Annotated in this window: 21 protein-coding genes; 9 read left to right on the forward strand and 12 right to left on the reverse strand. The window is 66.6% G+C overall.

Annotated elements, in window-relative coordinates:
* Nucleotides 1-21 precede the first annotated feature (21 nt).
* The 5 genes from ASF31_RS08290 (at nucleotide 22) to ASF31_RS08310 (ending at nucleotide 6,690) form a co-directional block, all read left to right on the forward strand.
* Nucleotides 22-1,359, forward strand: a complete 1,338-nt coding sequence (locus tag ASF31_RS08290; protein WP_055754218.1) for an RsmB/NOP family class I SAM-dependent RNA methyltransferase — start codon at nucleotides 22-24, stop codon at nucleotides 1,357-1,359.
* Between the two features lie 47 nt (nucleotides 1,360-1,406).
* Complete coding sequence (gene rpe, locus ASF31_RS08295; protein WP_055754219.1) at nucleotides 1,407-2,072, forward strand: ribulose-phosphate 3-epimerase; 666 nt, start codon at nucleotides 1,407-1,409, stop codon at nucleotides 2,070-2,072.
* A complete protein-coding gene (locus ASF31_RS08300) occupies nucleotides 2,069-3,916 on the forward strand; it encodes a heparinase II/III family protein (protein ID WP_055754220.1) in 1,848 nt (615 codons plus the stop codon). Before rpe ends, ASF31_RS08300 begins: the two co-directional genes overlap by 4 nt.
* 78 nt (nucleotides 3,917-3,994) lie before the next feature.
* Nucleotides 3,995-5,599 carry a bifunctional phosphoribosylaminoimidazolecarboxamide formyltransferase/IMP cyclohydrolase gene (gene purH, locus ASF31_RS08305; RefSeq protein WP_055754221.1) on the forward strand — a complete coding sequence of 535 codons (1,605 nt, stop codon included), beginning with the start codon at nucleotides 3,995-3,997 and terminating at the stop codon, nucleotides 5,597-5,599.
* A 164-nt stretch (nucleotides 5,600-5,763) separates the two neighbouring features.
* Entirely contained in the window at nucleotides 5,764-6,690 is a 927-nt protein-coding gene (locus tag ASF31_RS08310) for a dienelactone hydrolase family protein (protein WP_055754222.1), read from the forward strand.
* Here the strand turns inward: ASF31_RS08310 and grpE are convergent.
* Both grpE and hrcA read right to left on the reverse strand, forming a co-directional pair.
* On the reverse strand, nucleotides 6,666-7,253 hold the full coding sequence (gene grpE, locus ASF31_RS08315) for a nucleotide exchange factor GrpE (RefSeq protein ID WP_153924513.1): 588 nt from the start codon (nucleotides 7,251-7,253) through the stop codon (nucleotides 6,666-6,668). The two genes, ASF31_RS08310 and grpE, sit on opposite strands and share 25 nt — an antisense overlap.
* A 44-nt stretch (nucleotides 7,254-7,297) precedes the next feature.
* Nucleotides 7,298-8,392, reverse strand: a complete 1,095-nt coding sequence (gene hrcA, locus ASF31_RS08320) for a heat-inducible transcriptional repressor HrcA (RefSeq protein WP_055754458.1) — start codon at nucleotides 8,390-8,392, stop codon at nucleotides 7,298-7,300.
* Nucleotides 8,393-8,458: 66 nt separating this feature from the next.
* Here hrcA and rph point away from each other — a divergent pair, with 66 nt between their 5' ends.
* Together rph and ASF31_RS08330 are read left to right on the forward strand one after the other, a co-directional pair.
* Nucleotides 8,459-9,184 carry a ribonuclease PH gene (rph, locus tag ASF31_RS08325; RefSeq protein ID WP_055754224.1) on the forward strand — a complete coding sequence of 242 codons (726 nt, stop codon included), beginning with the start codon at nucleotides 8,459-8,461 and terminating at the stop codon, nucleotides 9,182-9,184.
* A 64-nt stretch (nucleotides 9,185-9,248) separates the two neighbouring features.
* The gene (locus ASF31_RS08330) at nucleotides 9,249-9,710 is read left to right on the forward strand and encodes a hypothetical protein (protein WP_156355983.1); all 462 of its coding nucleotides are present in this window, start codon (nucleotides 9,249-9,251) and stop codon (nucleotides 9,708-9,710) included.
* Here ASF31_RS08330 and glmM read toward each other — a convergent pair.
* Nucleotides 9,707-11,053, reverse strand: a complete 1,347-nt coding sequence (glmM, locus tag ASF31_RS08335) for a phosphoglucosamine mutase (RefSeq protein WP_082465086.1) — start codon at nucleotides 11,051-11,053, stop codon at nucleotides 9,707-9,709. The genes ASF31_RS08330 and glmM overlap by 4 nt on opposite strands.
* 161 nt (nucleotides 11,054-11,214) lie before the next feature.
* Between glmM and glmS the strand changes: the two genes are divergently transcribed.
* On the forward strand, nucleotides 11,215-13,029 hold the full coding sequence (gene glmS / locus ASF31_RS08340) for a glutamine--fructose-6-phosphate transaminase (isomerizing) (RefSeq protein WP_055754226.1): 1,815 nt from the start codon (nucleotides 11,215-11,217) through the stop codon (nucleotides 13,027-13,029).
* Here glmS and ASF31_RS08345 read toward each other — a convergent pair.
* From ASF31_RS08345 to ASF31_RS08375, 7 genes are all read right to left on the reverse strand, one after another.
* Nucleotides 12,990-13,658, reverse strand: a complete 669-nt coding sequence (locus ASF31_RS08345) for a Crp/Fnr family transcriptional regulator (protein WP_055754227.1) — start codon at nucleotides 13,656-13,658, stop codon at nucleotides 12,990-12,992. The two genes, glmS and ASF31_RS08345, sit on opposite strands and share 40 nt — an antisense overlap.
* Nucleotides 13,659-13,710: 52 nt before the next feature.
* Nucleotides 13,711-14,454, reverse strand: coding sequence for a Crp/Fnr family transcriptional regulator (locus tag ASF31_RS08350; protein WP_055754228.1), 744 nt, complete (start codon nucleotides 14,452-14,454; stop codon nucleotides 13,711-13,713).
* Nucleotides 14,451-14,714: a hypothetical protein gene (locus tag ASF31_RS08355; RefSeq protein WP_055754229.1), complete on the reverse strand. Its 264-nt coding sequence runs from the start codon at nucleotides 14,712-14,714 to the stop codon at nucleotides 14,451-14,453. The genes ASF31_RS08350 and ASF31_RS08355 overlap by 4 nt, the downstream gene beginning before the upstream one ends.
* A gap of 69 nt (nucleotides 14,715-14,783) precedes the next feature.
* Complete coding sequence (locus tag ASF31_RS08360; protein WP_055754230.1) at nucleotides 14,784-16,283, reverse strand: phosphomannomutase/phosphoglucomutase; 1,500 nt, start codon at nucleotides 16,281-16,283, stop codon at nucleotides 14,784-14,786.
* Nucleotides 16,284-16,320: 37 nt separating this feature from the next.
* The gene (locus ASF31_RS08365; RefSeq protein ID WP_055754231.1) at nucleotides 16,321-17,406 is read right to left on the reverse strand and encodes a glycosyltransferase family 1 protein; all 1,086 of its coding nucleotides are present in this window, start codon (nucleotides 17,404-17,406) and stop codon (nucleotides 16,321-16,323) included.
* Nucleotides 17,407-17,533: 127 nt separating this feature from the next.
* Nucleotides 17,534-19,780, reverse strand: coding sequence for an AGE family epimerase/isomerase (locus ASF31_RS08370; RefSeq protein ID WP_235551292.1), 2,247 nt, complete (start codon nucleotides 19,778-19,780; stop codon nucleotides 17,534-17,536).
* A 53-nt stretch (nucleotides 19,781-19,833) separates the two neighbouring features.
* Complete coding sequence (locus tag ASF31_RS08375) at nucleotides 19,834-20,295, reverse strand: Lrp/AsnC ligand binding domain-containing protein (protein WP_039243792.1); 462 nt, start codon at nucleotides 20,293-20,295, stop codon at nucleotides 19,834-19,836.
* Between the two features lie 109 nt (nucleotides 20,296-20,404).
* Here ASF31_RS08375 and putA point away from each other — a divergent pair, with 109 nt between their 5' ends.
* Complete coding sequence (gene putA, locus ASF31_RS08380; protein WP_055754232.1) at nucleotides 20,405-23,536, forward strand: bifunctional proline dehydrogenase/L-glutamate gamma-semialdehyde dehydrogenase PutA; 3,132 nt, start codon at nucleotides 20,405-20,407, stop codon at nucleotides 23,534-23,536.
* On the opposite strand, the gene ASF31_RS08385 is transcribed toward putA, so the two are convergent.
* Both ASF31_RS08385 and ASF31_RS08390 read right to left on the reverse strand, forming a co-directional pair.
* The gene (locus tag ASF31_RS08385) at nucleotides 23,533-24,639 is read right to left on the reverse strand and encodes a DegT/DnrJ/EryC1/StrS aminotransferase family protein (RefSeq protein ID WP_055754233.1); all 1,107 of its coding nucleotides are present in this window, start codon (nucleotides 24,637-24,639) and stop codon (nucleotides 23,533-23,535) included. The two genes, putA and ASF31_RS08385, sit on opposite strands and share 4 nt — an antisense overlap.
* A 5-nt stretch (nucleotides 24,640-24,644) precedes the next feature.
* Complete coding sequence (locus tag ASF31_RS08390; protein WP_235551303.1) at nucleotides 24,645-25,259, reverse strand: acetyltransferase; 615 nt, start codon at nucleotides 25,257-25,259, stop codon at nucleotides 24,645-24,647.
* Between the last annotated feature and the right edge of the window lie 21 nt (nucleotides 25,260-25,280).

Consider the following 25,280-nt stretch of genomic DNA (forward strand, 5'->3'; position numbering starts at 1 on the left):
TCGCAGGCGCGCGGACGTCGCATGGCTGTGAAGGGTCGCCCGCGCTCCGCTCCAGTCGTGGACGCCGCCGCCCCGTCCCAGGACGACATCGGCGTCGAGGCCCGCGTGGTCGCCGGCCTACTGCTGAACGCCGCCTTGGAGAAGCGCAACGGTTTGGACGAAGCCCTGTCGCAACCGGCTGCACGCGCGCTGGAGCCCGTGGATCGCGCCTTCGCCCGTGCCGTGGCGATGGCGGCCCTGCGGCGTCTGGGCGAGATCGACCAGATCCTGAACCGCCGCCTGCAGAAGTCCCCGCCCGAGGCCGTGCGCACCCTGATGCGCATCGCCCTGGCCCAGACCCTGGTGCTGGAGACGCCCGCCTTCGCCGCCGTCTCGACCGCGGTGAAACTGGCCGAACGCGATCCCAAGACCCGGCCCTACAAGAACCTGGTCAACGCCGTGCTGCGCGGCGTGGGGCGTGAAGGTCCGGGGCTGACGACGGCCGAGAGCAATCTGCCCGACTGGATCGCCGCCCGCTGGAAGGCGACCTATGGCGAGGCGGCCCTGGCCGGTCTGGCCTTGGCTGCGCGTGAAGAGCCGGCGACCGATCTCAGCCTGAAACCCGGCGTCGATTCCGCCGCCGTGGCCGCCGCTGTCGAGGGTGAAGCGTTGCCCGGGGGCACGGTTCGCACCGGCCGTCGCGGCGATGTGGCCGGCTGGCCCGGTTTCGAGAATGGCGATTGGTGGGTGCAGGACGCGGCCGCCGCCATCCCTGGCCGGCTGCTTGACGTGAAACCGGGCGAAACGGCGCTCGACATGTGCGCCGCGCCCGGCGGTAAGACCCTTCAACTGGCCGCCGCCGGCGCATCGGTCGTGGCCCTGGACCGTTCGGCCCCGCGCCTGAAACGCCTTAGCCAGAATCTTGAGCGGACCGGCCTGAGCACCGAGGTGATCGCCGTCCCGGCCGAGGACTGGGATGACGCCCGCACCTTCGACGCCGTCCTGCTGGATGCGCCCTGCACCGCGACCGGCACCTTCCGCCGCAATCCCGAAGTCCTGCGCGCCACCAAGCCCGCCGAGGTCGCCAAACTGGCCGACGTCCAGCACCGCCTGCTCGATGTCGCCGCCGAACGGGTCAAGCCGGGCGGCCGTCTGGTCTATTGCACCTGCTCGCTGGAGCGCGAGGAGGGCGAGACCCAGATCATCGCCTTCCTGCGCCGCAACCCCGCCTTCCGCACCGTCGCAGCCGACCCGGCCGCCCTGGGCGCCCCGTCCGAATCCCTGACGCCCGAAGGCTGGCTGCGCATCCTGCCCTCCATGTGGGCCGAACACGGCGGCCTCGACGGCTTCTTCGCCGCCAGGCTGGAACGGGTTTCCTGAGCGGGAGCGCCTTGCTCCCGCCGGCAACCCGCCTTATCCGGAAGGCCATGGCCGTTACCCCTCTGATCTGTCCGTCGATCCTCGCCAGCGATTTCGCGCGGCTGGGTGAAGAAGTCCGCGCGCTGGAGGCGGCGGGCGCCGACTGGATCCACGTCGATGTGATGGACGGGCATTTCGTGCCGAACATCACCCTGGGCCCCGACATCGTGAAGGCGATCCGGCCGCATACCAGCCTGCCGTTCGACGTGCACCTGATGGTCGCCCCGGTCGATCCGTGGCTGGAGGCGTTTCGCGAAGCCGGCGCCGACATCTTGACCGTCCATCCCGAGAGCGGGCCGCACCTGCACCGCACCCTGGGCCGCATTCGCCAACTGGGCGCCAAGGCGGGTGTCGTGTTCAATCCGGCGACGCCGCTGTCGATCCTGGAAGAGGTGGTCGATCTGGTCGATCTGGTGCTGGTCATGTCGGTCAATCCGGGCTTCGGCGGACAGAAATTCATCGACAGTTCGCTGCGCAAGATCGCCGGCGCGCGGGCCATTCTCGACTGCGCCGGTTCGTCGGCTCACCTTCAGGTGGACGGCGGCGTGACCTCGGCCAACGCCGGGGCCTGCGTCGCCGCCGGGGCCGATGCGCTGGTCGCCGGGTCGTTCGTGTTCAAGGGCGATTACGCGACCAATATCGCCGCCCTGAAAGCCGCCCTGGCAGCCGCGTGAGCCCGCTCGGCCCCTTCGCCCCGCGCGAGCAGGAAACCACGCTGGACGTCGCCTCGGGCCAGATTCCCGGCCTGCCCGGCGCCCCGGTGCGCACGCCCGTGCGCTCGGGCGATACGATCGCGGGGCCAGGCCTGTGGCCCGCCATCGCCGGACGGCTGGCGACGCGACAGCTGTGGATCGAGCTTTATGGTCTGCCGGGCTATGGACTGACGCTGGGGTCGCCTCTGGGGGGCGGCAAGGTGACGGCCTTCGCCGCGACGCCGCGCGACTTCCGCCCCCATGATCCTGCGCCGGGCCGCAATGTCCTGGCCGGACGCTTCATGCTGGCGGGGGCCTCGATGGAGGTCGAGCCGCCGTCCGATCCGTGGAACCGGCCCAGCCCCTCGCGGCCGTTCGCCGTCGAACTTCACGCCTTCGCCTGGCTGCCGGGCTTGATGGCGCAGGGTGAACGGGGTGCGCGCGAGGCGTTGCGTCTGACCTTGGCCTGGGCCGATGCCTTCTCGCGATGGTCGCCCTTCGCCTGGGGACCGGAAATCCTGGCGCGGCGGGTCGTCAATCTGGCGTGCGGCGCACGGCGGATGGGAGCCGTCGCGACAGAGGCCGAGCGACTGAAACTGGCCGATAGTCTGGCGCGCCAGACCCGACAGCTGCTCCGTCCGCCCGGCGGTCTGGCCAGCCGGGCCGAGCGGTTGACGGCGGCGGCCATCGGCGGCTGCGTGCTGGCGGGGGCGCCGGGGCAGGCCTTGCGTCGCCGCGCGCTGTCGCGGCTGGACGGCGCCCTGAAGACTACGGTGCAGGCCGACGGCGGCCACGCCTCGCGCAGTCCCGAGGCGGGACTTGAGCTGCTGCTCGACCTGCTGACGCTGGACGACGCCCTGTCGCAACTGTCCGAACCGACGCCTGAGAGCGTCTCGGCCGCCATCGTCCGGCTGACGCAGGGCCTGCGCCTGCTGACCTTGCCCGATGGTCGTCTGGCCAGCTTCCAGGGCGGCGGCCCCTCCACCATTGAACGCGTCGCGGCCGCCCGCGCCCACGACGACGAAGCGATGGCCAGCAGCGACGTAGCGCCTGCAGCGACCGGTGCGGTCGCCGGCCTGACGCGCATCGCCAGCCCCCTGCTCACCATCATCGCCGACACCGCCCCGCCGGCGCGCGACGCCTGGGGGGCGGCCGCCTGCGCCCAGCCGCTGGCGCTGGAGATCGCCTGCGGCAAGGATCGTCTGGTGACCGGCTCGGGGTGGACGCCGGCCTCGACCGACCGCCAGGCCCTGCGGCTGACGCCGGCCCATTCGACCCTGACCTTGGGCGAGCGATCGCTGAACGAACCGCTGGGCGGCTGGAAGGGTGAGCTCTTGGGCCCGCGCCTGGTCGGACCGCCGATCCATGTGACCACCGACCTGCGCGACGGCGACGGCGCCGTCTGGCTGGAGATGGAACACGACGGCTGGAATGAGTTGTTCGGCCTGAACCATCAGCGCCGGCTTTATCTGGACCAGCGCCTGGACGAGTTACGGGCCGAAGAGAAGCTTTTCCCCACGCCAGGCCGCAAGGAGATGGTGCGCCAGATCGCGGCCCCCTACGCCATCCGCTTCCATCTGGAGCCGGGAGTGCAGGCCTCGCTTGCGCGCGACCGGCGGTCGATCCTGCTGCGCGGCGCCTCGGGCCGGGGCTGGTGGTTCAGGACCGACGGACCGGACGTGGCCATCGAGCCCAGCGTCCATATCGACGCCGGCCTGACCCGCCGCTCCCTTCAGATCGTGGTGCGCGGCTCGGCCCGCACCGACAGCGAGACCAAGATCCGCTGGAAGTTGAGCCCGGCCGGCGCGAGCGGCGAACCGACCTGAAACCGTCCGTGGGGTGACGGCGAAGCGGTTTGGGTCTAGACGGCGCGCCATCCTCCCCTGCCATCACGGACGCCGCCCATGCCCGCCGCTCCCGACTTTCCGCCCGCCCCTGATCGGGTCAAGCCGCAACGCGCCCTGATCTCCCTGTCCGACAAGGCCGGGCTGGGGGACGCAGCCCGCACACTGCACGATCTGGGCGTCGAACTGGTCTCGACCGGCGGTACGCGCGCGGCGATCGAGAAGCTGGGCCTGCCGGTCAAGGACGTGGCCGAGCTGACGGGCTTCCCCGAGATGATGGACGGCCGGGTCAAGACCCTGCACCCCATCGTTCACGGCGGCCTCTTGGGCGTGCGTGACGCCGCCGACCATGCCCAGGCCATGAGCGACCACGGCATCGGCGCCATCGATATCGTCTGGATCGATCTTTATCCGTTCGAAAGCACAGTCGCGGCCGGCGGCGCGTTCGAGGCGGCGGTTGAGAATATCGACATCGGCGGCCCGGCCATGATTCGCTCGGGCTCCAAGAACCACGGCTATGTCGCCGTCGCAGTCGACGGCGAGAGCATCGGCCTGATCCTTGAGGCGCTGAAGACCGAAGGCTCGACCGATCTGGCCCTGCGCAAGCGCCTGGCCGCCCGCGCCTTCGCGCGCACCGCCGCCTATGACGCCGCCGTCTCCGGATGGTTCGCCGGTCAAATCGAGGATGCCGCGCCGGCCCGCAAGTCGATCGCGGGCGCCCTGGCCCAGACCCTGCGCTACGGAGAGAACCCGCATCAGACGGGCGCCTTCTACCGCACCGGCGAGCGTCGTCCGGGCGTGGCCTATGCCGAACAGGTGCAGGGCAAGGAACTGGGTTACAACAATATTGCCGACGCCGACGCCGCCTATGAGCTGATCGCCGAGTTCGAACAGCCGGCCGTGGTTATCGTCAAACACGCCAACCCGTGCGGCGTGGCCGTGGGCAAGGACCTGTCCGAAGCCTACACTCGCGCGCTGGAGTGCGACGCCGTTTCGGCCTTCGGCGGCGTGATCGCGGTCAACCGTCCGCTTACGGCTGAGGACGCTCACGTCATCACCGGCATCTTCACCGAGGTCGTCATCGCCCCCGGCGCCGACGACGAGGCCAAGGCCGTCTTTGCGGCCAAGAAGAACCTGCGCCTTTTGATCACCGACGGCCTGCCCGATCCGCATGGGCCGGGCGAGGTGTTCCGTTCGGTCGCCGGCGGCTTCCTGGTGCAGAGCCGCGACCGGTCGCTGATCAAGCCGTCGGACCTGAAGATTGTCACCCGGCGTCAGCCGACCCCGACCGAGATCCAGGACATGCTGTTCGCCTTCACCGTGGCCAAGCACGTCAAGTCCAATGCCATCGTCTACGCCAAGGACGGCCAGACCGCGGGCATCGGCGCCGGCCAGATGAACCGTCGCGACAGCGCCCGCATCGCCGCCATCCGCGCCAAGGAGGCGGGTGAAGCCAAGGGTCTGACCCAATCCCTGGCCGAGGGGTCGGCCTGCGCCTCCGAGGCCTTCTTCCCCTTCGCCGACGGCCTCTTAGAAGCCGTCGCGGCCGGCGCCACGGCGGTGATCCAGCCGGGGGGCTCCATGCGCGACGCCGAAGTCATCGCCGCCGCCGACGAGAAGGGCATCGCCATGGCCTTCACCGGCGTGCGGGTCTTCAGACATTGATCTTGAGAAGAAGGGCGCTAACGCTCGCGACGCGGTCGCTCGCTGCTTGAGCGCCCTTCTTCTCGTTTGTGGAGTCGTCGAGACTTCAACAGCGCGCCTTAACGTGACTGGACGGTCGCCGTTTGTCGTGATGCTCTGAGCGCTTTCCCGCGTTGGAGCGTCCCATGACCGTGCTGATCCGCCCCGAAGGCCAGACCGCCGACGACCTGAAGCTGAGCCGCCGAACACTGGGTGCCTTGGGGGGCTTGCTGTTTTCCGGCTACGCGGTCGCGGCCCTGGCCAAAGAAGCCAAGCCCATAACGACCGACGCCGAGGGCCTGTCGACCGAGACCGTGACCTATGCCGCGCCGGACGGGTTCCAGCTTCCGGCCTATTTGGCGCGGCCGGCGGGCGACGGGCCGTTCCCCGTTATTGTTGTGGTGTCCGAGATCTTCGGCGTCCACGAATATATCCGCGACATCTGCCGCCGTCTGGCCAAGCAGGGATACGCCGCCATCGCGCCAGCCTTCTTCGTCCGGGTCGAGGATCCCGCGCCGCTGTCGGATATGCAGCGGATCATGCAGATCGTCGCGGCGGCGGACTATGAGCAGGTGATGGGCGACCTGTCGGCGACGCTGGAATGGGCCAGCCAGCAGTCGTGGTCCAAGGACGGCAAGGTCGGCATCACCGGCTACTGCTGGGGCGGCAAGGTGGTGTGGCAGGCGGCGGCCCGCTTCGCAGCGATCGGCGCGGGTGTGGCCTGGTACGGCCGCTTGGCGCCCGCCGCAGACGCCACGCCGGTTCAGATCTCATCGGGCCAACCTTGGCCGGTCGACATCGCTGACGATCTGAAAGCGCCTGTGCTCGGCCTGTATGGCGGCAAGGATCAGGGCATCCCATTGGCCAGCGTCGAACGGATGCGCGAAGCCCTGGCCCGCGCCGGCCAGACCGGCAGCCAGATCGTCGTCTATCCCGACGCTCAGCATGGCTTCCACGCGGATTACCGCGCAAGCTACTCGGAACCAGACGCCAAGGACGGCTGGTCCAAGCTGCTGGCGACGTTCGATAAAGCTCTAAAAAGCCTAGATCAGGCCTTGCCGTCGAAGGCCTGACCGTCGGCGGCGGGGGCGGCGCCATAGGGGTTGGGAGCCTGGGCGCCGGATCCCTTGGCGGCGACGACGACCATTGCGGGGCGCACGGTGCGGCCGAACAGTTCAAAACCGGACTGCATGGTCTGGATCACCGATCCGCCGGGCACGGTCTCGGAGGGCTGTTCCATCATCGCCTGGTGCAGATGCGGGTTGAAGGCCTCGCCGGCCTGGGGCGCGACGCGCTTCAGGCCGTTGGCGTCGAAGGCTTGCAGCAGCGCCTTCTGCGTCAGTTCCAACCCGGTCACCAGACCGGCGGTCGCGCCCTCGGCGTCCTTGGGCGCAGCCATCAGGGCGCGTTCCAGATTGTCGGCGACGCCCAGCAGGTCCTTGGCGAAGCGCTGGATGGCGAAGGCGCGGGCGTCGTTCTGCTGCGTCTCCGAACGGCGCTTCAGATTCTCCATCTCGGCGGCGACGCGCAGGGCGCGGTCCTTCCATTCGTCACGCTCGGCGATCACGGCGTCCAGCGGCGCCAGATCGTCTGAAGGATGGGCGTCCAGGCCGTGTTCGGCGTTGGTCTCGGCCATGTCGGCGTCCACGGCGTTCAGTTCGTCGTTAAGGGGCTTGTCGCTCACTTGTCGTTCCCATCCAGCATCCGGCCCAGCACCCGGGCGGTATAGTCCACCAACGGAATGACACGGGCGTAGTTCAGTCTTGCGGGGCCTATGACGCCGATGGCGCCAAGAACCCGCTGTCGGCCGCTCATATAGGGCGCCGCGATCACGGCGGAACCCGAAAGTGAAAACAACCGTGTCTCGGCGCCGATGAAAATGCGCACGCCTTGGGCCGCATCGACGCCGTCCAGCAGGCCGATCAGCTGTTCCTTCTGCTCCAGATCATCGAAAAGGACGCGGACCCGCTCCAGATCGGCCAAGCCTTCCCGGTCCTGAAGCAGGTTGGCGCGACCCCGCACGATCAGGGCGCGCTCGCGATCCTGGCCGCCGGACCACGCAGCGAATCCGTCCTCGACCAGGCGGGCGGCGGTCTGGTCCAGTTCACGCCGTGCGATTTCCAACTCCTGGGTCATCTCTCGCTTGGCGTCGGCGAAGGGGCGGCCGCGCAGGCGAGCGTTCAGGAAGTTGGAGGCCTCGACCAGGGTCGAAGGCGTGACGCCGGCCGACAGGGTCATGATGCGGTTTTCGACCGTGCCGTCGTCAGCGACGATGACGGCCAGGGCCTGATCGCCGCCCAAGGCGACGAACTCGACATGTTTGACGCCGGAATCACGGACCGGGCTCGATACGACGCCCGCGCCGCCGGCCAGGCCCGACAGCAGGTTCGAGGCCTCGTCCAAGGCGGACTCGAAGTTCCGGCCGCGCCCGGCGAGCCGCCCGTCGATCTCGCGACGCTCTTCCTTGGTCAGGTCGCCGACCTCCAGCAGGCCATCGACGAACAGGCGCAGGCCCGCATGGGTCGGGATCCGCCCGGCCGAGGTGTGGGGCGCCGCCAGCAGGCCCGCAAGGGTCAGATCCTGCATCGTGTTGCGGATCGAGGCAGGCGACAGGGCGATGCCGCCCAACGACAGGGTCCGCGACCCGACCGGCTCGCCTGTCTCCAGATAGCTTTCCACGATGCGACGAAAGATGTCGCGCGCCCGCGCATCCAGCCCCGCCAAACCCGCGAGGGACTGGCCGGCGTCGAACGGCGGGTTTTTCGGGGCATACAGGCTCACGGTTTCAGGATAAGCACCGCCGCCACAGCTTCCAAGGTCAGACTTCCAAGGATCCCTCCCATGCGCCATTCGCAACGCACCGACGATCAACTGCGTCCCGTGACCATCGAGACCGGCGTCAACCGCTATGCCGAGGGCTCGTGCCTGATCAGCTTCGGCAACACCAAGGTGCTGGTGACCGCCTCGATCGAGGACAAGGTGCCGGGCTGGATGCGCAACACGGGCCAGGGATGGGTGACCGCTGAATACGGCATGCTGCCCCGTGCCACCCACACGCGCGGGCGTCGTGAAGCCGCCGCCGGCAAACAGTCGGGCCGCACGCAAGAGATTCAGCGATTGATCGGTCGCTCCCTGCGCGCCGTGGTGGACCTGAAGGCGCTCGGCGAACGTCAGGTGCTGATCGACTGCGACGTCATCCAGGCCGACGGCGGCACCCGCACGGCGTCGATCACCGGCGCCTGGGTCGCCATGAGCCTGGCCCTGAACTATCTGCGCGACGAGGGCGTGCTGAAGGCCGACCCGATCACGGATCAGGTGGCGGCCGTGTCATGCGGCGTCTGCGACGGCGTGCCGGTGCTGGACCTCGATTACGAAGAGGATTCCGAGGCCGAGGCGGATTCGAACTTCGTCCTGACCGGCTCCGGCCAGATCGTCGAGGTCCAGGCCACCGGCGAGAAGCGCGGCTTCTCGCGCGCCGAGTTCGACCGGCTCTTTTCGCTAGCCGAGATCGGCTGCACCGAACTGTTCGCCCTGCAGAAGGCGGCCTTGGCGGCGGTGAAGCGATAGGGGGTTTCACCTCGGGGCGCGGACGGGCATCCTCGTCCGGTCAGTCCTGACCGGAGACAAGTCGATGCGTCGATCCCCCTGGCTTTCGATGGCCGCCTGCGTTGTGTTGATGGCCGGATGTCAGCGCGCTGATCCAGCCGATCAGCCTGCGTCCAGAGACACTGCGGCAAGCAGCAACGTCATCGACGCGGTTCCACTGGCGCCGGATGCTCCGCCGCCTGCCCCGCCCGCCAAGCCGGCGGCTGCGGAGAAGGAAGCGACCAAACCGGCCGGGGACGTCGAGGCCAGCATTCCCGAAGGACCGGACATGCCCGCTCAGCCGGTGCCGATCAGCGAGGTCCCCTGTCGCGAAGCCATCGGCGCCGCCGCCTCAGCCCGGTTGGTCGAGCGCTGCATCCAAGTCAGCCCGGCGACCCGCCCGCCCTGCAACGCCGCCAACCCCTGCGACCTGATCCAGGGGGAGATCGACCGCTCCTGCAAACTGTGGGCACGCGACGGCGACCCGCCGGCGGCGTGCAAGCCCTAGGCTGAGCGCACCGCGCCCGCCACATCGGCCACCACCCGCTTAACCAGTGCTTCGTCGTCGCCCTCGGCCATGACGCGGATCAGTTTTTCCGTGCCCGAGGGGCGCACCAGCAGCCGTCCCTGACCGCTCAGGGCCGCTTCGGCCTCGGCGATGGCGGCCTTGACCGTGTCGGTTTCCAGCGGCTTGTCGGCGGTGAAGCGAACGTTCTCCAGCTTTTGCGGAACGGGATCGAACTGGCGGGCCAGTTCGCTCATCGGCTTGCCGGATTCGACCAGGACGGCCAGCACCTGCAGCGCCGCCATCAGGCCGTCGCCGGTCGTGGCGTGGTCGTGCAGGATGATGTGGCCCGACTGTTCGCCGCCGATGTTGAAGCCGCCTTCGCGCATCCTTTCCATGACATAGCGGTCGCCGACCTTGGTCCGCTCCAGCGTCAGGCCTTCGGACTTGAGTTTGCGCTCCAGCCCCAGGTTGGACATGACGGTTGCCACCACGCCGTCGCCGGTCAGGAGGCCGCGCCTGGCCCAGTCCAGTCCGACCAGGGCCATGATCTGATCGCCGTCCACGACCCGACCCGTCTCGTCGCAGATGATCAGTCGGTCGGCGTCGCCGTCCAGGGCGATGCCGATATCGGCGCGGTAGCGTTTGACCGCATCGGCCAGGGTCGCCGGATGGGTCGAGCCGCACTCGGCGTTGATGTTGGTGCCGTTCGGGGTCACGCCCACGGGGAAGACTTCGGCGCCCAGTTCGAACAGGGTGGTGGGCGCGACCTTGTAGCCGGCGCCGTTGGCGCAATCGACGGCGATACGCAGCCCTTGCAGCGTTAGCCGCTTGGGGAAGGCCTGTTTGGCGATCTCGATATAGCGGGCCTGGGCGTCGTCGATGCGTTTGACCCGGCCTAGCTTGTTCGACGGCGCCAGGCCTTGGTCCAGACCCTGGTCCATCATGGCCTCGATCTTCAGCTCGATCTCGTCCGAGAGTTTGTAGCCGTCCGGCCCGAACAGCTTGATGCCGTTGTCGGCATAGTTGTTGTGCGAGGCCGAGATCATCACGCCCAGATCGGCGCGCATCGACCGGGTCAGCATGGCCACGCCGGGCGTCGGGACGGGACCGAAGGTGCGCACGTCCATTCCGACCGAAGCGAAACCGGCGACCAGGGCTGGCTCGATCGTATAGCCGGACAGGCGCGTGTCCTTGCCGATCACCACAAGATGGCGGCGGTCGTCGTCGGTGCGGAACAGTTTCCCTGCGGCCAGACCCACGCGCAGCGCGACCTCGGCCGTCATCGGATAGGTGTTGGCGCGGCCGCGAATGCCGTCGGTGCCGAAATATTTTCTGTCGCCCAAGGTGCGGTCCTTTGTTTCGGGTAACGTTCCGAAACCCCTTTTTTGATGCGGTCCGCCTTAAGATTGCATAGACGGCCGATGGGGCTTGATCTGTGGCTTAGCCCCGGATCGCCGCCAGTGCAAAGCGGCGCCCTTTTCCTGACTTCTCGGAGCCTTCGCTCATGTGCGGCATCATCGGCGTCACCGGCAATGGTCCTGTCGTTCCCCGGCTGATCGACAGCCTGAAACGGCTGGAGTACCGCGGCTATGATTCCGCAGGCGTCGCCGCCGTTGTGGACGGCTCGGTCGAGCGCCGCCGCGCCAAAGGAAAGATCCGCAATCTGGAAGCCGTCCTGGCCGAGGAGCCGATGACGGCGACGGTCGGCATCGGCCATACGCGCTGGGCCACGCACGGCGCGCCCACGACCGCCAACGCCCACCCACACAAGGCCGGTCGTGTCACCCTGGTCCATAACGGCATCATCGAAAACTTCGCCGAGCTGAAAGCCGAGCTGGCCGCCGAAGGCCATGTCTTTGAAAGCCAGACCGACACCGAGGTCATCGCCCACCTGCTGGACGCCGAATTGAATACGGGTCGCGCGCCGCTGGAGGCGTTCAAGACCACTCTGGATCGCCTGACCGGCGCCTATGCGCTGGCGGTGCTGATCGACGGGACGGACGACCTGATCCTGGGCGCGCGACGCGGCAGCCCCTTGGTGGTCGGCTGGGGCGAGGACGAAATGTATCTGGGCTCGGACGCGCTGGCCGTCGGTCCGTTCACGCAGAAGATTTCCTATCTGGAAGAGGGCGATTACGTCGCCATGACCAAGGCCGGCGCCCAGATGTTCGACGTGGCGGGCAAGCCGGTCGAACGCGCCATCGTCCAGGTCTCGGCCTCCTCGGCGATGGTCGAGAAGGGCGAATATCGCCACTTCATGGAGAAGGAAATCCATGAACAGCCCGACAGCGTCCAGCACACCCTGTCGGAATATCTCGACCTGGTGACCGGCAAGGCCAAGACCAATCCCGTCGATTTCGCCGCCATCGACCGCATCCAGATCGTCGCCTGCGGCACCGCCTTCTACGCCGGCCAGATCGGCCGTTATGCGTTCGAGAAGCTGGCCGGCCTGCCGTGCGATGTCGAGATCGCGTCGGAGTTCCGCTATCGCTCGCCGGCTGTCTCGAAGTCTACCCTGGCCGTCGCCGTCAGCCAGTCGGGCGAGACGGCCGACACCTTGGCCAGCCTGACCTGGTGCAAGGCGCAAGGGTTGCAGACCGCCGCCGTCGTGAATGTTCACTCGTCCTCGATGGCGCGTGAGGCCGCCGTGCTGTGGCCCACCCATGCCGGTCCGGAAATCGGCGTCGCTTCGACCAAGGCTTTCACCGCCCAGGTCGCGGCCCTGCTGGCCCTGGCCGTGGCGGCTGGCGTGGCGCGCGGCCGGATCGATGCTGCGACCGAGGCCGAACTGGTCAAGGCTCTGTTCGAAAGCCCGCGCCTGATCGCCGAGGCCCTGACGATGGGCGACAGCATCCGCGCCGTCACCCACGATCTGTCAAAGGCCGACGACGTGCTGTTCCTGGGCCGGGGCGCCATGTTCCCGCTGGCGATGGAAGGCGCGCTGAAGCTGAAGGAGATCAGCTATATCCACGCCGAGGGCTATGCTGCCGGCGAGCTGAAGCACGGCCCCATCGCCTTGATCGATGAAGAGACCCCGACCATCGCCCTGGCTCCGCTGGACGACGTGTTCGAAAAGACCGCGTCTAATCTACAAGAGGTCGCCGCGCGTGGCGGCCCGGTCATCATGATCGCGCCGGAAAAGGCGCCCGATCCGCACGGCGCCGGCATTCGCCGCATCCACGCCCCCGACTGCCACCCGCTGATCGCGCCCTTGGTCTATGCCGTGCCGGTGCAGCTGCTGGCCTATTACACCGCCGTTCAGAAGGGCACCGACGTTGATCAGCCCCGCAACCTGGCCAAGTCCGTCACGGTCGAATAGGCCTCGTCGGTCATTCGGCGCAGGGCGACCACATCGATGATCTGGATCGCGCCGCGCCGCAGCCGCACGGCGCCGGCGGCGCACAGTTCGGTGCAGGCGGTCGATATGCTGGCGCGTCGCACAGCCATCAGATGCGACAGCTCGGTTTGACGCAGAGCAAGGACGTCGCCTCCCTGTCGGTCGTGAACGTCGAGCAATAGGGCGGCTAGGCGTTGGCTGACTTTTAATGTGGCGTGGTGCGAAAGCTCCGCCTGAAGGGCGATGTTGCGACGGCGAAGATCAATCAACGCCATCTCGACCAGACTGTCGCGATCGATCTTTTGCGCCAGCTTGCGAGCGGAGACGGTCAGGAATCGTCCGGCCGTCAACCAAACGGCTGACTCTGACTCACCCCCGCCCAATGCAGCATCGAAGTTGATCACGTCGTCGCTGGACGCGAGCCCATGCGACAGAGCGCCGTCGAGCCCGAGCCGCGCCAAAACGCCGGACAAAATCAGCGTGACGACAGCTTCGCCATTCTGTGTGGTTGAGGTTCGTGCGCCAGCCTCGGCGAAGAAGGCGTCGCCTTCGTCCAGACCCTGCACCGCAAGGGCGGACAACAGGGCGTGCGCGAGGTTCGACTGGGACATGCCTCGTCTAGACGGCCGATCGCCGTTCGGTGCGATAACATGCGTTAAGCGATCAGACCGGCTCGCATTGCAGACGCAGATAGGTAGGGTCAAACTCGGCGATTTCGGCCAGACGACGCCAGTCGAGGATATCGATCCGCCCGCCCGACCAGGCCACGACGCCCTCGGCGCGAAGCTCGGAAATCAGACGGCTGACATGAACGGTCGAGAGGCCCAGCGCGTCACCCAGCGTTGTTTGCGTCAGCGGAAGATCGAAGGTCAGATCGCCCGTTTGGCCGACGGCCTGGAGCCGCAGGTAAAGCTCGCACACCAGATGCGCCAGATGGCCCAGGCCGCTGCGCCGGCCCATGGCCACCAGCCACTGTCGATGGATGGCGGCGTCGATGATGGTGTCCAGCCAAAGCAGTCGGCCCAGGTGTGGATGTCGCTCGGTGATGTCGATCAAGCCGCTGTGCGGCGCCTCTGCGATCACGCAGTCGGTCAGGGCGACGACGCCGTGATCCATCTGCTTCATCAACAGGCTGTGAAGGTCGATGAAGTCGCCGGACACATTGATTTCCGTGATCTGACGCGACCCGTCCTCCAGCGTGGAGTAACGCGCGGAAAAGCCCGAAATTAGAAGGGTGCTGTGCAGCGGGCGGGTGTGCTCGCGCACGATATCGGATCCGGCGGAGACGGTTTTGGGCGCATCGAGGACCGCGCTCAACGCCTCGATCTCTTCGGGATTGAGCCGGTCCCGAAGCGACAACTTGTCGACCAGCGTGGTGATCTTTGAGACGCCGCCAGGCTTGGTCATCCCGCGTCCCCCGTCAATGTCCAGCCCTCGGGCGCCTGATCGGATGCGGACGCCGTGACGCTGACGACCGTTTGACCCTCGGTGTCCGTGACGATGACGCTGAAGGCGCGGGTCGTCCAAAACGACGCGCCCCGGTAGCGAAGGATTTCGCCCAGCACGGCGACGGCTTCCTCGCGCGCCGCATCAACGCTCCTCAGTTCCTCGCCCTGATCGTCGCGGATGCAATCTCCGTTCTGGGTATGGAAAAAGTAACGCGGCAATCTTCCCTCCTGGCCTCAGCCGAAAGGGAAGCGGTCACGGGCGCGATTGGTTCAGTCCGCTGTGATCTTTCAGATTTCCTGATTGAAGGCGCCGATTTCAGGATAGGCGGCCAGGCGCGGTTTGATCTCCTTGCGGAACAGGTCGCGCATGTCGTCTTCGGACCGCATGCTCTCGACCACCACGACCAACTCCGGCTTGTTGGACGAGGCGCGGACCAGGACCCATGAGCCGTCGTCCAAGTGCACGCGCACGCCGTTGACGGTGATGGCCTCGACGATCTTGCGGCCCAGGATTTCGCCGCCGGCTGCGGCCAGATCGGAGTATTCCTTCACGATCCGCTCCAGCACGTCGTACTTCAACTCGTCGTCGCAGTGGGGCGACATGGTCAGGCTGGTCCAGGCGTCCGGCAGGGCGGTCTTCAGTTCACTGAGTTTCTTGTCCGGATTGCGATCCAGCATGGCCAGCACGGCCCCGGCCGCGACCAGACCGTCGTCGTAGCCGTGGCCAAGATCGCCGGCCATGAAGAAGTGGCCCGACTTCTCAAATCCGGCCAGGGCGCCCAGTTCAGCGGTCTTGCGCTTGATGTAGGAGTGGCCCGTTTTCCAATAGACGACCTCGGCGCCATTCGCCTTCAGGATTTCGTCGGTCTTGTAGAGGCCGGTCGACTTCACATCGACCACAAAGGTGCTGTCCGGATAGACCTTGGACAGGTCGCGGGCCAGCATCAGGCCGATCTTGTCGGCGAAGATTTCCTCGCCCGTGTCGTCCACCACGCCGCAGCGGTCTCCGTCGCCGTCGAAGCCAAGGGCCAGATCGGCGCCCGTCTCACGGACCCGCTGGGCCATCTGCACCAGCATGGCGTGATCTTCCGGGTTCGGATTGTATTTCGGGAAGGTGTAGTCGAGGTCGGTGTCCATCTCGATCACCTCGACGCCCATCCGGCGCAGGGCGTCAGGAGCGAAGGCGCCGGCGGTGCCGTTTCCGCAGGCGCAAACCACCTTCAGCGGACGCTTGATCTGCACCTTTGAGGCCACGTCGGCGACATAGGTTTCGCGGAAGTCATCGACGCGCACCAGCTTGCCGCCGGGGCGGGCCACGCCTTCACCGTTGAGAACGATTTCTTTCAGCCGGCCCATCTCGTCGGGACCAAAGGTCAGGGGCTTGTTGGCGCCCATCTTCACGCCGGTCCAGCCATTCTCGTTGTGGCTGGCCGTCACCATGGCGACGCAGGGGGCGTCCAGTTCGAATTGGCCGAAATAGGCCATGGGCGACAAGGCCAGGCCCACGTCCAGAACCTCCATCCCGCCTTCCAGCAGCCCGAGGATCAGGGCCTGTTTGACGCTGAGGCTATAGCCGCGGAAGTCATGGCCGGTAACGATCTTCGGCGCGACGCCGATCTCGTGGACATAGGTGGCCAGGCCAAGGCCCAGAGCCTGAATGCCGAGAAGGTTGATCTCTTTCTCCAGGATCCAGCGTGCGTCGTATTCGCGGAAGCCTGTCGGCTTGACCAAGGCCTGGGTTTCGTAAGCAGCCGTGTTCGGCTTTAGGTCCTGACGGGGTTTCATCATGGCTTGTCCTTTGGGGGCGGCTCGACTGGCCCGTCGATCAGGCGGCGGCGCGTTTGCGAATACGGGCGATACGCCGCAGGCGACGCCAGAAGCGTCCACGCTCGGGTTCGGGATAGGGTTGCAGGTTCTCGACGAACTGCTCGGCCGAGGCGCGCCAGCTGAACTTTTCCGCATAAGCGCGCACAGCCTTGCGATCGAGTTCAAGGCACTGCAGGCAGGCGCTCTTGAGGTCCTTGTCGATTGCGCCGGCGTTCGATCCCGGAATGATGTCGATCGGACCGTGAGCCGGATAGGCCGCGACCGGCGTGCCGGCGGCCATGGCTTCCAGAATCACCAGACCGAAGGTGTCGGTCCAGCTGGGGAAGACGAAAACGTCGGCGTCGCGGAAACAGCGGGCCAGGTCGTCGCCGAACTTGGCGCCGAGGAATTTGGCATCCGGATACTTTTCTTCGAGCTCGGCGCGGGCCGGGCCATCACCCACGACGATCTTGGTGCCGGGCAGGTCGAGTTGCAGGAAGGCCTCGATGTTCTTCTCGACCGCCACACGACCGACGTTCAGGAAGAAGGGCCGCGGCCAGTCCTTGCCGCCAAGCTCGTCGTATATGCGCTCCAAATCGGGATTGAACACATCCGTGTCCACGCCCCGCGACCAGGGCGAGACGTTCTTGAACCCATGCTCGACCAGTTCGTCGCGCAGGGTCGGCGTCGCCACCATCAGCCGTCCGGACGGCTTGTGGAACCATTTCATATAGGCGTAGCCGACCTGGACCGGGATCGGAAAACGGGCCGAGACATATTCGGGGAATTTGGTGTGATAGCTGGTCGTAAACGGCAGCTTCCACTCCACGCAGATGCGGCGCGTGGCGATGCCGATTGGTCCCTCGGTGGCGATGTGGACGGCCTCGGGTTCGAAGGCCCGCAGCATCTCGCGGATCTCTTCTTCCGCTCCCAGCGCTAGCCGGATTTCCGGATAGGTGGGGCAGGGGATGGTCTTGAACAGGCTGGGCTCGATGACCTCGACCTCATGACCCATGCCGCGGCATTCCGCGACCGTGCGCGTCAGGGTGCGGACGACGCCGTTGACCTGAGGTTCCCAGGCGTCGGTGGCCAGAACGATGCGCATTGAGGCGGGCGGACCCTGAGCCGTTGAGTAAGGGGCGAACTTCTAGACGGTTAGAATGACGAAGGCGAGACGGCCGCGGTTGTTTGGCGAAGCTCGATAAGAGTCATCGCTTCAACAGCGGTGTGGCTCAGGCCAGTTCGATCTCCGAAGTTTGAGTGAGGCTCAGTTCGGTCAAAGTCTGTCTGAGCTGACCGTAAGCCGCCATGATGTGGTAGAACGAGCTGGCCGGAGCGGGTTCGTCGATGAACTCGCCGTCCTCGAGCAGCTTGTCGCGCCAAAGGCCTTGTGGCGTCAGATAGAGCCATAGGGCCTGCTGGGCCGCAGCGGCCTGTTCCAGGCAGGCCTTGCGTTTTTTGTCGTCGCCGAGAGACGCCAGGATCAGCGACGCCTTCAGCCATTCCGTCTGGGGCCAAAGCCGCGAGCGCGCGCTTCGAACGCCGCCGTCGATGGTCATCGCATCGATGGCGACGCCGCGCTTCGAATCGATTCCTTTCAATCCGGCTTGATACAGACGCCAGGCGTCGGCCAAGGCGCCGTCATCCTGGCGCTTGCGACCATATCGCGCCAAAAGCCATGCCCATTCGAACTGATGGCCGGGCTCGACCAAGGCGCCGTCCTTGCCTGGGGCAGGCGACCAGTCTTCCTGGAAGAACTCGCGCAGACAGCCGGTCTCGGTGTCGATGAAACGCGTGCGGGCCAGATTGACGATCTGGTCGGAAAGCCTCGACCAGGCCGGGTCTCCGCCGGCCTCTTCCCAGGCCAGAGCCGCTTCCAGAAGATGCATGTGGGCGTTGGACTGATAGGGATGATCGCCGGCCTCCTTCAGTCCGCCCTGGGCGTCGGCGCTTTCGAGCAGAAGATCCCGGACAGCAGCCGCCTGTTTCTCCAGATCGGCGTCGCCCTTCGCATCGGCGATGACGGCCAGGGCGAATATCAAGAAGGCCTGGTCGTAGACCATCGCCGTTTCGTCCAGCGAGGCGCCGTCCGCATTCAGCAAAGTGCGCATGCGGCCGTCGGACCTAAGCGAAACGGCGTTCAGGCGGTCGAGACCCTTCGCAGTCACGGTGCGCCAAGAGCCTTCCCAGCCTTGTCGTCCAGCCTCGGCATAGACCTGCAACTGACGGGCCTGGACGCGAGCGCGGCGGGAGGTGGCGATCCTGCGGCCATCGAGGGCCAGCACCTCTTCGAAGCCGCCGTTCTCGTCCTGCCCCAGACTAGACCAGACCGGCAGAGCAGCCTGTCTCAGCCAGGCGGTCAGTCGCGCGGCGCCGACCTTGAGAGGCTCCCTGGGGGCGGGCGCAGGAAAATCGAGATGCTGCGGCGACAACTTTCGCAGTCTTTCGACCACCTTCTTGACGTCCTGGCTCTTCTTCAGGTCCGTCACCAGAACGGCGTCGCGTTCGACGACGATGCCGATATCCCTTAGCCCGATAGCCGCCACCATGACGCCGTCACAGGCGCGGATCAGGCAGTTCTCGGAGTCCTCCAGAACGTGTAGGCCGACATCGCCTGCGCCGGAAGCGTGAACGGAATCCCAGGCGCCGAGATCCGACCATTCGAAGCGAACCGGCAGGACGGACGCACGCGTCGTCTTTTCCATGACGGCGTAATCGATGGAGATCTTGGGCGCGGACATGAACCCCGACCCCAGCGTCAGACAGGCGCCGTCGATCGCCGCGTGATCCACGGCCGACTGGACGGCCTCAGCCACGGCTGGCGCGCGCTCTGCGATTTCGGCGCCCAGCACATCTGCACGAACGATAAAATTGCCGCTATTCCAGAGATAGCCTTCGGCAATGTAACGCTCAGCGGTCGCTGAATCCGGCTTCTCGACGAAGGCCAACACATCGGACAAGCCGGGCCCGGTCGGTGCGATATAGCCATAGGCGGACGACGGCGCCGTGGGGACGACGCCCAGGGTGACGATCTTTCCATCGGCTGCGGCAGCGACCGCTTCGCCGACGGATGTCCGAAACGCCTCGGCGTCGGGAATGTGATGATCGGACGCGACGAACAGATTGACCGCTTGCGGGCTGCGCTGAGCTGTCCAGAGGGCTGCGGCGGCCATCGCGGCGGACGAGTCGCGTCCCTCGGGTTCCAGCAGGACGACGGCGCGAATGCCGATCTCTTCGAGCTGCTGGAGAATGGCTGTCCTGTGAGTGACGCCGGCCACCACGACCAGTTCACCGCCCCCATTGGCCAAGGCGGCGACACGCGCGGCGGTCTCCTGAAACAGCGACCGGTTCCCCGCTAAAGGGATGAACTGTTTGGGCAGTGAGGGCCGGGACGCGGGCCACAGCCGAGTGCCGGAACCGCCGCACATGATAACCGGAAAGATGGGGGGCATCTGAAAACGCAGCAGTTGTCGGGACATGTCTACTAGACGAGCCTTGTTCGCACGTCACCCGCCCGGTTGAAATGTCACGTTTAAAGCGGCAGCACCGTCGTCGATTTGACTTCTTCCAGCACCGCATAGGTGCGGGTTTCGCGGACGCCCGGCATCCGCACCAGAACGTCGCCCAGGAAGGCGCGGTAGGCGTCCATGTCGCCGACCCGAGCCTTGATCAGATAGTCGAAGCCGCCGGCGACCATGTGGCACTCCAGCACCTCCGGCTGGCTGCGAACGGCGGCGGCGAAGGCTTCGAAGACGTCGCCGGTGGTGCGGTCCAGCAGGACCTCGACGAAGATCAGCAGGTCCCGGCCGACCTGAGCCGGGTCGATCATGGCGGCGTAGCCGGTGATGATCTTCTTTTCGCGCAGCCGTTTGACCCGTTCGAAACAGGCGGCGGGCGACAGGTTGCAGCGTCGCGCCAACTCGGCGTTGGAGATGCGGGCGTCGGTCTGGAGCACCCTGAGGATGCGGCGGTCGACGGCGTCGATGTCGATCATCAGAAATCGTTGCCTTGCACCGAACGATCTTCGGTCAGGCCTCGTATCATACGAAGCACCTTCAATGAACTCCGGCATATAGGGCGTGAATCCACAGGATTTGCCGCCGATGACTACCCCCGCCTTCACGCATTCGAGCTTGGCCGCCTGGGACGGTCTGGACGCACACAAGTTCCGCGACGAGCGCGAGGCTGTCGCCGCCAACCTGGCCCGCATGCCTCTGGGCACCGCAGAACGCGCTGCGGTGGTCGCGGAAGCCACAGCCCTGGTCGAACACGCCCGCCGCAGCCAGAAGAAGCAGGGGGTGGTCGAAAGCTTCCTGCAGCAGTTCTCCCTGGGCACCCGCGAAGGCCTGGCCCTGATGTGTCTGGCCGAGGCCCTGCTGCGCGTGCCGGATGAGGAGACCCGCGACCGGCTGATCGCCGAGAAGATCGGATCCGCCGACTGGGCTGCCCACCTGGGTCAGTCCGACAGCCTGTTCGTCAACGCCTCGACCTGGGGGCTGATGCTGACAGGCAAACTGGTCGATGTCGACGATGAGGCGCGAACCGACCTGCCCGGCTTCCTGAAACGGATCGCCGGACGGCTGGGCGAGCCGGTCATCCGTCAGGCCGTGGCCACCGCCGTCAAGATCATGGGCGAGCAGTTCGTGGTCGGCCGCACCATCCAGGGCGCGCTGAAGCGGTCAAACAAGGAAGGCTGGCTGTGCAGCTTCGACATGCTGGGCGAGGGCGCCCGCACCGTCGCCGACGCGGACCGCTATGAGAAAATCTACGCCGACGCCATCGAGGCCGTGGGCAAGACCTCGAAAGGCCAGGGCCCCGAGCACGGCCACGGCGTGTCAGTGAAACTGTCGGCCCTGTCGCCCCGCTATGAGGCGACGCACGAGGACGACGTCTGGGCGAGCCTGTATCCCCGCATCCTGCGCCTGGCCCAGATCGCGGCCAAATACGACATCAACTATACGATGGACGCCGAAGAGGCGGACCGTCTGGCCTTGTCGCTGAAGCTGCTGGACCGGCTGGCGCATGAGCCGTCGCTGGGCGGCTGGACCGGCCTGGGTCTGGCGGTTCAGGCCTATCAGAAGCGTGGTCTGGAGACGATCGAACGGGTCGCCGACCTGGCCCGCCGTTCGGGCCGTCGTCTGATGGTGCGCCTGGTCAAGGGCGCCTATTGGGACACGGAGATCAAGCGCGCCCAGGTGTTCGGCCGCACCGACTATCCCGTCTATACTACCAAGGCGGCGACCGACCTGAACTACCTCGTCTGCGCCAAGGCCATGATCGAGGCGGCGCCGGCGATCTACAGCCAGTTCGCCAGCCACAACGCCCACACCCTGGCCGCTGTGCGTCGCATGGCCCGTGATCGGGGCGTCGCGGTCGAGCACCAGCGCCTGCACGGCATGGGGGAGGCGCTTTACGACGCGGCGCACGAGGCCTGGGCCGATGAGACCGTTATCGTCCGCGCCTATGCCCCCGTCGGCGGGCATGAAGAACTGCTGCCCTATCTGGTGCGGCGCCTGCTGGAAAACGGCGCCAACTCTTCCTTCGTTCACGCCCTGCTGGACGAGCGCGTGCCCGCCTCGGCCGTTGCGGCCGATCCCATCTCCCTGGTCGAGCAGGCGCCCGACCGTCACCCCAAGATTCCGGTTCCGAAAGACATGTACGGCGATCGTCAGAACTCCCTCGGCCGCGACTATTCCCAAGCCGCCGACCGTGAAGCCCACGCCAAGGCGCTGGAGGGAGTCGATCGCGAGAAACTGACCTCCGGTCCCATCGTCGTGGGCAAGCTGCGCGCCGGGATCGACGCCCAGGACGTGACCAATCCCTTCGATCGATCACAGGTGCTGGGCCATGTGTCGGAAGCCGAGACGGCTGACATAGACGCCGGCGTCCAGGCTGCCGCCGAGGCTCAGGTCAAATGGGACCGCCAGGGCGGCGCCAAGCGCGCCATCGTCCTGCGCGCCATGGCCGACGCGCTGGAGGCCGATCTGGACCGTCTGGTCGCCCTGCTCAGCCGCGAGGCGGGCAAGACCCTGAACGACGGCGTCGCCGAGGTGCGCGAGGCCGCCGATTTCTGCCGCTACTACGCCCTGCTAGCCGAGCGCGACTTCACCGCGCCCGAAACCCTGAAGGGTCCGACCGGCGAAACCAACCAGCTGTTCCTGCACGGACGCGGCGTCTTCGCCTGCATCAGTCCGTGGAACTTCCCCTTGGCTATCTTCACCGGCCAGATCGCCGCGGCCCTCGCCGCCGGCAACGCGGTACTAGCCAAGCCCGCCGAACAGACGCCTCTGATCGCCGCCGAGGCCGTGCGCCTGTATCACAAGGCCGGCTTGAACCCCGACCTGCTGGCCCTGATCCCCGGCCGCGGCGAGACGGTCGGCGCGGCCCTGGTCACGCACCCGGGCATCGACGGCGTCGCCTTCACCGGCGGAACGGATACGGCGGCGGCCATCAACCGGTCTATCGCCGCCCGCCCCGACGCCATCATCCCTTTCATCGCCGAAACGGGCGGCCTGAACGGCATGTTCATCGACACCACGGCACTGAAAGAACAGGTGATCGACGACGTGATCCAGTCCGCCTTCGGCTCGGCCGGCCAGCGCTGTTCGGCCCTGCGCGTCCTCTATGTTCCCGAGGATTCGGCCGACGCCCTGATCGAGGGCCTGAAGGGCGCTTTGGCGGTCCAGACCGTCGCCGACCCTGCCGATCCCAAGACCGACATCGGCCCGGTCATCGATCCCGAATCCCGCCGGGCCCTGGAAGCGCACGTCGAGCGCCTGTCGAATGAAGCGAAGATCATCGCCCGCGCCGCCCTGCCGATGGGCGCCGACAAGGGCGACCTGTTCGCCCCCACCATCGCTGAAATCCCGACGCCCGACTTCCTCGAACGCGAGGTCTTCGGCCCCATCCTGCACATCTACCGCTACGCCCCGTCCGACCTGAAGTCGGTCGCCGGCAAGCTGGCCGCGCGCGGCTACGGCCTGACCCTGGGCGTCCACAGCCGCATCGAAGCCTTCGCCGCCGAAGTCGTCGACCTGGTCCCCGCCGGCAACGTCTACGTCAACCGTTCGATCACAGGCGCGGTGGTCGGGGTGCAGCCGTTCGGTGGAGAAGGCCTGTCAGGTACGGGGCCCAAGGCCGGCGGCCCCAACAGCCTGATCCGCTACGCCGCCGAGAAGGCGATCAGCGTCAATATCGCGGCGCAAGGCGGGGATCCGGCGCTGCTGAATCTCTAGGCGTTCAGCGCGCGCTTCAGCGTTTCGGCGACACGCAGGATGTCGTCGGACGACAGCAGTTCGTGGGTGGGCAGGTTGATGCCCTGAGCGGCGCAGAGGCGTGCATTCGGGGCGTCCACGGCCGCATCGTAATAGGGCGGCATGTCGTTCACCGGATAGAAGACCGGACGCGTCTCGATCCCTTCCGCATCCAGTCGGGCCATCACTTCGTCGCGCGAGACCTTGCCGTTCGGCTTCAGCTGGATCGTGTACATCCAGAAGGAATGCACGCAGTCGTCCGCCGTGAACGGCAAATCGATAAGGTCCGTCAGTCCGCTCAGCGCGTCATCATAGGCCGCAGCGATCTCTGCGCGACGTTTCAGGGCGTCTTCGATCCGTTCCATCTGCGCCACCCCGATGGCGGCCGTCAGGTTGGTCATGCGATAGTTGAAGCCGACCATCGGGTGCCAGTAGCGACGCTCGGCGCTCATGCCCTGGCTGCGCAGCAGGCGCATGCGGGTGGCCAACGCGTCGTCGTTGGTGGTGACCGCGCCGCCTTCGCCGGTAGTGATGATCTTGTTGCCGAAGAAACTGAAGCTGCCGCATTGACCGATCCCGCCGACGGGCCGGCCACGGTATTGGGCGCCGTGCGCTTCCGCTGCGTCTTCGATCACCCACAGGCCGTGGCGGTCGGCGATCTCCATGATTGGCCCCATGTCTGCCGAATGACCGTAAAGGTGGACCACGACGATGCCCTTGGTCCGGGGCGTAATGGCTTCTTCGATCCGGGCGGGATCGATGTTGAAGGTGCGGGGATCGTTGTCGACGAAGACCGGCGTGGCGTTGCAGTAATGGACGCAGTTGGCGGTGGCGATATAGGTCAGCGATGGCATGATGACCTCATCGCCCGCCTCCAGGCCCAGCCCAACCATCGCCAGATGCAGCGACGTCGTGCCGTTGTTGCAGGCGATGGCGTGTTTCGTCCCGGCCATTTCGGCGACTTGGGCCTCGAAACGCTCGATGAAGGGGCCTCGCGACGAGATCCAGGTGCTGTCCAGCGCCTCGTTGACGTAGGCTTTCTCGCGATCCGACAGGCGAGGAACGGCGACGGCGATGCGGTCCATGGAGATTACCTTGCTGCTCTTGCGCGGGCGGGGGTCCCGACGGCGATAGTATTGGATGGAATGTCGTGAATGGCGGTGGCGCCGGCGCCTAGGGTGGCGTCAGCCCCAATCGAAACGCCAGGCGCGACGGCTGACCCCACCCCGATCATGGCGCGGTCGCCGACGATGACGGAGCCGGCGAGGTGGCTGCCCGGCGCGATATGGACCGCAATGCCAAGGCGACAATCGTGATCGACGGACGCACTCGTATTGACGATGCCGAATGGCCCGATCCGGCATTCGGCGTTCAGGATGGCGCCCGGCATGACAATGGCGCCACGCTCGACCTCTGCGGACGGCGACACCACGGCGTTTGGACTGATCAAGGCGGGCAGGCTGAAACCCAGGGCTTCCAGATCGACCCCTATGCGCTCCCGCACGCGATTGCTGCCGATGCCCAGGGCGGCGAAACGCACGCCGTCAGACAGCAGGGACGACGCCATGTCATCCTTGCCGATGACCATCGCGCCGACGACGTGGCGAGGCGTGTCGTCGGCGTCCAGGCAGCCCACGACCTCGAACCCGCAGGACCTCGCCAGTTCGACGACGACCTTGGCGTGTCCGCCCGCGCCGATGACCACCAAACGAGGAATGGACGGCTC

Source organism: Brevundimonas sp. Leaf280 (assembly GCF_001422455.1).
Lineage (GTDB): Bacteria > Pseudomonadota > Alphaproteobacteria > Caulobacterales > Caulobacteraceae > Brevundimonas.

Excerpts from the sequence above, each read along its gene's own strand:
- ASF31_RS08370 (WP_235551292.1), bottom strand. The coding sequence starts at position 19,780 with ATGTCCCGACAACTGCTGCGTTTTCAGATGCCCCCCATCTTTCCGGTT.
- grpE (WP_153924513.1), bottom strand. The coding sequence starts at position 7,253 with ATGGCCGAGACCAACGCCGAACACGGCCTGGACGCCCATCCTTCAGAC.
- ASF31_RS08290 (WP_055754218.1), top strand. The coding sequence starts at position 22 with ATGGCTGTGAAGGGTCGCCCGCGCTCCGCTCCAGTCGTGGACGCCGCC.
- rph (WP_055754224.1), top strand. The coding sequence starts at position 8,459 with ATGCGCCATTCGCAACGCACCGACGATCAACTGCGTCCCGTGACCATC.
- putA (WP_055754232.1), top strand. The coding sequence starts at position 20,405 with ATGACTACCCCCGCCTTCACGCATTCGAGCTTGGCCGCCTGGGACGGT.
- ASF31_RS08365 (WP_055754231.1), bottom strand. The coding sequence starts at position 17,406 with ATGCGCATCGTTCTGGCCACCGACGCCTGGGAACCTCAGGTCAACGGC.
- ASF31_RS08385 (WP_055754233.1), bottom strand. The coding sequence starts at position 24,639 with ATGGACCGCATCGCCGTCGCCGTTCCTCGCCTGTCGGATCGCGAGAAA.
- ASF31_RS08375 (WP_039243792.1), bottom strand. The coding sequence starts at position 20,295 with ATGATCGACATCGACGCCGTCGACCGCCGCATCCTCAGGGTGCTCCAG.
- ASF31_RS08350 (WP_055754228.1), bottom strand. The coding sequence starts at position 14,454 with ATGACCAAGCCTGGCGGCGTCTCAAAGATCACCACGCTGGTCGACAAG.
- ASF31_RS08345 (WP_055754227.1), bottom strand. The coding sequence starts at position 13,658 with ATGTCCCAGTCGAACCTCGCGCACGCCCTGTTGTCCGCCCTTGCGGTG.
- glmS (WP_055754226.1), top strand. The coding sequence starts at position 11,215 with ATGTGCGGCATCATCGGCGTCACCGGCAATGGTCCTGTCGTTCCCCGG.
- ASF31_RS08330 (WP_156355983.1), top strand. The coding sequence starts at position 9,249 with ATGCGTCGATCCCCCTGGCTTTCGATGGCCGCCTGCGTTGTGTTGATG.
- ASF31_RS08310 (WP_055754222.1), top strand. The coding sequence starts at position 5,764 with ATGACCGTGCTGATCCGCCCCGAAGGCCAGACCGCCGACGACCTGAAG.
- ASF31_RS08360 (WP_055754230.1), bottom strand. The coding sequence starts at position 16,283 with ATGATGAAACCCCGTCAGGACCTAAAGCCGAACACGGCTGCTTACGAA.
- purH (WP_055754221.1), top strand. The coding sequence starts at position 3,995 with ATGCCCGCCGCTCCCGACTTTCCGCCCGCCCCTGATCGGGTCAAGCCG.
- rpe (WP_055754219.1), top strand. The coding sequence starts at position 1,407 with ATGGCCGTTACCCCTCTGATCTGTCCGTCGATCCTCGCCAGCGATTTC.